The sequence below is a fragment of the Streptomyces calidiresistens genome (assembly GCF_014141525.1).
Lineage (GTDB): Bacteria > Actinomycetota > Actinomycetes > Streptomycetales > Streptomycetaceae > Streptomyces > Streptomyces calidiresistens.
Genome location: NZ_VKHS01000403.1, coordinates 1 through 4,958, shown reverse-complemented (window position 1 = coordinate 4,958; position 4,958 = coordinate 1). Strand labels below are relative to the sequence as shown.

4 protein-coding genes and 1 pseudogene are annotated in these 4,958 nt (G+C 74.0%); 2 read left to right on the top strand and 3 right to left on the bottom strand.

The window, feature by feature from the left end; all coding sequences use genetic code 11:
* The 3 genes from FOE67_RS16365 to FOE67_RS16355 all read right to left on the bottom strand — a co-directional run.
* A partial coding sequence (locus FOE67_RS16365) for a cytochrome c oxidase assembly protein (protein ID WP_182664971.1) occupies positions 1 to 1,035 on the bottom strand: 1,035 nt, incomplete at its 3' end.
* 134 nt (positions 1,036 to 1,169) lie between these two features.
* Entirely contained in the window at positions 1,170 to 1,901 is a 732-nt protein-coding gene (locus tag FOE67_RS16360; RefSeq protein WP_182664969.1) for a type 1 glutamine amidotransferase, read from the bottom strand.
* 116 nt (positions 1,902 to 2,017) lie between these two features.
* Complete coding sequence (locus FOE67_RS16355; protein WP_182664967.1) at positions 2,018 to 3,256, bottom strand: Mur ligase family protein; 1,239 nt, start codon at positions 3,254 to 3,256, stop codon at positions 2,018 to 2,020.
* Positions 3,257 to 3,677: 421 nt separating this feature from the next.
* Between FOE67_RS16355 and FOE67_RS16350 the strand changes: the two genes are divergently transcribed.
* Both FOE67_RS16350 and FOE67_RS16345 read left to right on the top strand, forming a co-directional pair.
* A complete protein-coding gene (locus FOE67_RS16350; RefSeq protein WP_182664965.1) occupies positions 3,678 to 3,872 on the top strand; it encodes a hypothetical protein in 195 nt (64 codons plus the stop codon).
* A gap of 67 nt (positions 3,873 to 3,939) precedes the next feature.
* Positions 3,940 to 4,958 (top strand): annotated as a pseudogene (locus tag FOE67_RS16345) (hypothetical protein); the annotation flags it as partial.

Below are 4,958 nucleotides of genomic sequence, written 5' to 3'. Positions count from 1 at the left end.
CGCCGGGGGCGCGGGGGCTCCCCCCGCCTCCACCGGCTGGGCCACCGGGGCCGATGGGGCCGCCGGGGCCGCCGGGGCCGCCGGGGACCGGCCGCCGCCGAGCGAGGCCAGGTAGGCGTTGTAGGCGGCCAGTTCGCGGTCCTCCCCGCTGCGATCCGCGGAGCGGTCCCGGCGGCGGGCGACCCGCTGGTCGGAGACGAACCACTGCACCAACAGCGCGATCAGCACGATGACGGTGGGAATCTCGCTGAACGCCCAGGCGATGCCACCCGCGGCGTTCTGGTCGGAGAGCGCGTCCGTGCCCAGCGAGGCGGGCGGGTCGGAGTAGGCCCCGATCAGCGGAGCGGTCGCCATCATCAGCGCGATGCCGAAGAAGGCGTGGAACGGCATGGTGGCGAACAGTTCGAGCATCCGCATCAGGTGACCCGGACGGTGGGGCCCCGGGTCCACCCCCATGATCGGCCAGAAGAAGACGAGTCCGACCGCGAGGAAGTGGATCATCATCGCGATGTGCCCCGGCCGGGAGGACATCAGGAAGTCGAACAGCGGCGTGAAGTACAGCCCGTAGAGACTGGCGATGAACAGCGGGATGGTGACCAGGGGGCTGGTGACCGTGCGCACGTACCGGCTGTGCAGGAGCGAGACCAGCCACTCGCGGGGACCGCGCCGACCGCGCCCCGCGGTGGGCAGGGCACGCAGCGTCAGGGTCACGGGCGCCCCGAGCAGCAGCAGGATCGGCGAGAACATGCTGATGATCATGTGCTGCACCATGTGCACGCTGAACAGGAGCATGCCGTAGTCGTTCATGGCGGTGCCGGTGACCGCCCACACGCTGAGCACCCCGAGGACGAACGCCGTCGTCCGGCCGGGTGACCAGGCGTCCCCGCGCCGGCGCAGCCGGATCACCCCCCACAGGTAGAGGGCCAGGACGACGGCGCAGCCCACGGCGAAGAAGGTTTCCCCGCCGGGCTGGAGTCCGCGCAACAGGGTGAAGGGCGGCAGTTCCGCCGTGATGCCGTGATCGGCGTGGTCCATCCGCATGCTCCCGAGGTGTTCCGGTGGCCCCGGATCAGCATAGAAAGTCCCCCGACCGTCGGTGCGGCCGGGGGTCCGGGGGCCGGGTCGCCGGTCCCGTCCGACGAACGGGCGGGACCGGCGACCCGGGGGACTCAGGAGGGGCTGACGGTGGCGGCGGCGATGCGCTCGGCGCGCAGCGCCTCGTACCAGCGGTCGTCCACCGGCGGGAGGGCGTTGACGTCCAGCGCCAGCTTGATCAGCAGGTCGGCGAGGTGGGGGTTGCGGGCGAGGACCGGTCCGTGCAGGTAGGTGCCGAGCACCGTCTCCCGCCAGGCGCCCTCGGTGCCGTCGCCGATGCCGTTGCCGCGTCCGAGGCGGACCCGGGCCAGGGGCCGGGCGGTGGGGCCCAGGTGGGTGACGCCCTGGTGGTTCTCGAAGCCCGTCAGCTGCGGCAGGCCGAGCCGCTCGTCCACGTCGGCGAGGACGTCGCCGACGCAGCGCTCGCCGTCACCGCGCACGGTGGTGATGTCCAGCAGGCCCAGACCGGGTTCGCTGCGGCCCAGGTCGTTGACGAACTCCCGGCCGAGGATCTGGTAGCCCGCGCAGACGCCGAAGATGATGGCGCCGTTGTCCGCGGCGCGCTGCAGGCCGCCGTCCCGGCGCAGGCGCTCGGCGGCCAGCCGCTGGGGGCGGTCCTCACCCCCGCCGATCAGGTAGATGTCCCCGGAGGTGGGCAGGGGCTGGTCCGACCGGACGTCCTGACGGGCGACCTTCAGCCCGCGCTGTCGGGCGCGGCGTTCGACCACCAGGGCGTTGCCCTGGTCGCCGTAGGTGCTCAGCAGGTCGGGATAGACCCAGACCACACGGAGACTGGATTCGCTCATGACTCGGTGTCCTCGCTGTCCTTCGGTGTGCGGCGCGGTGTGCGGCGTCGTCCCGGTGCCGGGGCGCCCCCACGGCGGGTGGTCGGGAGGGGCCGGGTGCCGCGTCCGGCTGTCGTTCAGTTCCCCACGATGCGGCGCAGGTCCTGGAAGGCGGTGTAGTTGGCGATGGCCTCGATGCGGCCGGGGGGACTGACCCGCAGGGCCTCGCCGAGGTCCTCGCAGACGGTGAATTCCAGGCCGGCGACCTCCAGCCGCACCGCCAGGTCGAGTTTGCGGTCGCCCAGGACGGCGATCGGGTGGCCGGCCAGGCGGGTGTAGTCCACGTCCCACAGCCAGGAGGTGTCGGTTCCGTCGGCGCCGCGCGCGTTGACGGAGAGGATGACGGGGGACGGCGCCGGGTCGATCAGGGAGAAGGTCTCCAGCCATCCGGCGGGGTTCTTCGCCAGCAACAGCCGGATGTCGCGTCCCTGGTGGGTGACGACGTCGTACCGGCCGGCCACCGCGGTGACGGAGAACATCCGCTCCAGGGCGGTCTGCGGGGGTACGCCGAAGAAGGCCGCGACGGCGGTGGCGGTGGTGGCGTTGGCGCGGTTGGCGCGGCCGGGAAGCTGCAGCCGGATGGGCCAGGCCGAGCCGTGGGGGTCGACGACCTTCTCGCCGGAGAGCTGCCAGGTGGGGGTGGGGCGCTCGAAGCCGCAGTCCCCGCAGGCCCAGTGCTCGTCGGGACGCTGGAGGACACCGCCGCAGGCGGGGCAGGACCAGGCGTCGTCCTTCCACTCCTGACCGGCGGCGACCCACACCACGTTGGTGGCGGCGGAGGCGGCCCACACGATGAGCGGGTCGTCGCAGTTGGCGACGACGGTGGCCGGGGAGCCCTCGAGGCCGTCACGCCAGTGGTCGGCCATCATGCGGGTCTCGGCGGCCCGGTCGAGCTGGTCGCGGGAGAGGTTCAGCAGGGCGATGACCTTGGGCGAGACGTCCCGCGCGACGGCGTGCAGGTACTTCTCGTCCACCTCCAGGACCCCGAAGCGCGCCTTGGCCCCGGCGGCCAGGGCGGAGGTGATGCCCGCGGGCATGTTGGCACCCAGGGCGTTGGAGACCACCTCGCCGCCGGCGCGCAGCGCCTCGGCGATCAGACGGGTCGTGGTGGTCTTGCCGTTGGTCGCGGAGACCAGGACGACGTCGAGGTGGCCGGCGAGCCGGCCGAGCAGGTCGGGATCGACCTTGAGGGCCACCCGGCCGCCGATGACGGATCCGCTGCCGCGTCCGGCGGCCCGGGAGACGGCGGCCGCCGCCTTGCCCGCCGTGACGGCGAGCCTGGCTCGCGGGGTGAGCGGCTCGGTGCTCTCTGGCATGGTCAGTGTTCCTCCTTGCCCCTGGTTCCGGGCCAGCCTATCGACCCCGGGGCCGGGACCCGAATCCCACCGGGGCAAGCGGGGTTGTGGATCCCCCGGCGTGTGACGGCGGTGTTTCCCGCCCGGGTCGGGGAGGGAGCCGCGGATGGTGTTCGCGGTGCCGGTCACCCGGGGCGCGACGGAAGCACTTCGGGGGCGTGCGCCCCCTTCGGGCGAATGGTGCGCGATGCGCCGATCGACACCGGTTCCCGGGGGATGTCCCGGTGGGCGTTCGGGACGACGGGCGGGCCCGGGGAGGGCCGGGAAGGACCGGGAGGCATCCGGGGGATGGTTCGTCACCCGTGTGAATCGATGGGGCGGTTGTTCTTTTGATCCCGTATTACGTTTTTCACAATCATTGGTTATCGCCCGGGAGGGTCGGATGGTGCTGTCCATCTCCGGAGTTCTGCTGTTCGGAATCATCGTGTTCCTCTTCTTCCGCAAGGACGGGCTGAAGCCGTCCCACGCGGTGGTGTGCGCCCTGTTCGGTTTCTACCTGGCGGGCACGGCCATCGGCCCCAGCATCCAGGCCGGGGGCGCGAGCCTGGCGAACCTGCTGGGCGGGATCTCCCTGTGAGGCCACCGCGGCTCTCCCGCCGGACGGGACCGGCCGCCGGCGCGACGAACGGGAACGGCCCCACCCGGTGAACGGCCGGACGGCGCTCGGCGGGGCGGCCCGGTGCGCGGCGGTGCCGGGGCGCGGCGCCCTGCGGCTGGGCCGGTCCGCCCACCGACGCTGGAGGAACCTGCCGAGGGAACGACGCGGCCCCGGGGCCGTGGCCGTCGTGGTCGGGGTGGCCCTGTTGTGGCTGATGCCCGCCGGACCGGCCGTGGCGGGGCTCGCCCTCCTGGTGGCGGCGGTGGTGGCCGGCCTGCGCCCCGCGGCGGAGCCGGAGGACCCCGGGGGGCCGGAGGAGGACCCGGACGCCGCGGCCGTTCGCGAACGGCGGCTGGCGATGCTGCGCGAGGCCCTCACCCCCTGGCCCGGCGGGAGCGGGCCCTTCGGCTTCCCGGACGGCGACCCCCCGCCCCCGACGGAAACCCGCGCGACCGGGGAGGACGGACCGCAGGACACCGGAGCGGAGGGGGAGACCCCCGGGGGGCCGGCGGCCGACGGGAGGGACCCCGTGCGCGGGGTCTTCGACCACCGGGGCCGGCCGGTGTCCCTGGAGATCCGCTACCCCGCGTCCTTCCCCGACTGGGATCCCCCGGCCCGCGAACGGGTGGAGGACCTGGTGACCCGACGGCTGGGGCACGGGGGCGACGTGCGGTTCGACTGGGACGGGGAACGGGGTGTGCTCGGGGTGCGACCGGCCGACCCCCTCCCCGAGGGCATCGGCGCGCAACCGTTCGTCGCCCCGGCCGGCACCGTCGTGCTCGGCTTCACCGACCCCGGATCCGGCGACCGCACCGTGCCCGTGCGGCGGGTCCCGCCCGACGACCCCGGGGACGAGGTGGTCGTGGACGCCCCTCCCCTGGTGTGGCGCACGGGACCGGGGTCCCCGACACCGCACCTGCTGGTGGTCGGCGAGCCCCGCTCGGGGGTGACCGGCCTGCTGCGCTCGGTGGTGTTGCAGGCGCTGCGGCGCGAGCCCCCGGCGCACGGAACCCCCGTCGGCGTGGGCTCCGCGGAGGTGGCGGTGGTGGACGGCGCGGGTGGGGG

Excerpts from the sequence above, each read along its gene's own strand:
- FOE67_RS16360 (WP_182664969.1), bottom strand. The coding sequence starts at position 1,901 with ATGAGCGAATCCAGTCTCCGTGTGGTCTGGGTCTATCCCGACCTGCTG.
- FOE67_RS16355 (WP_182664967.1), bottom strand. The coding sequence starts at position 3,256 with ATGCCAGAGAGCACCGAGCCGCTCACCCCGCGAGCCAGGCTCGCCGTC.
- FOE67_RS16350 (WP_182664965.1), top strand. The coding sequence starts at position 3,678 with ATGGTGCTGTCCATCTCCGGAGTTCTGCTGTTCGGAATCATCGTGTTC.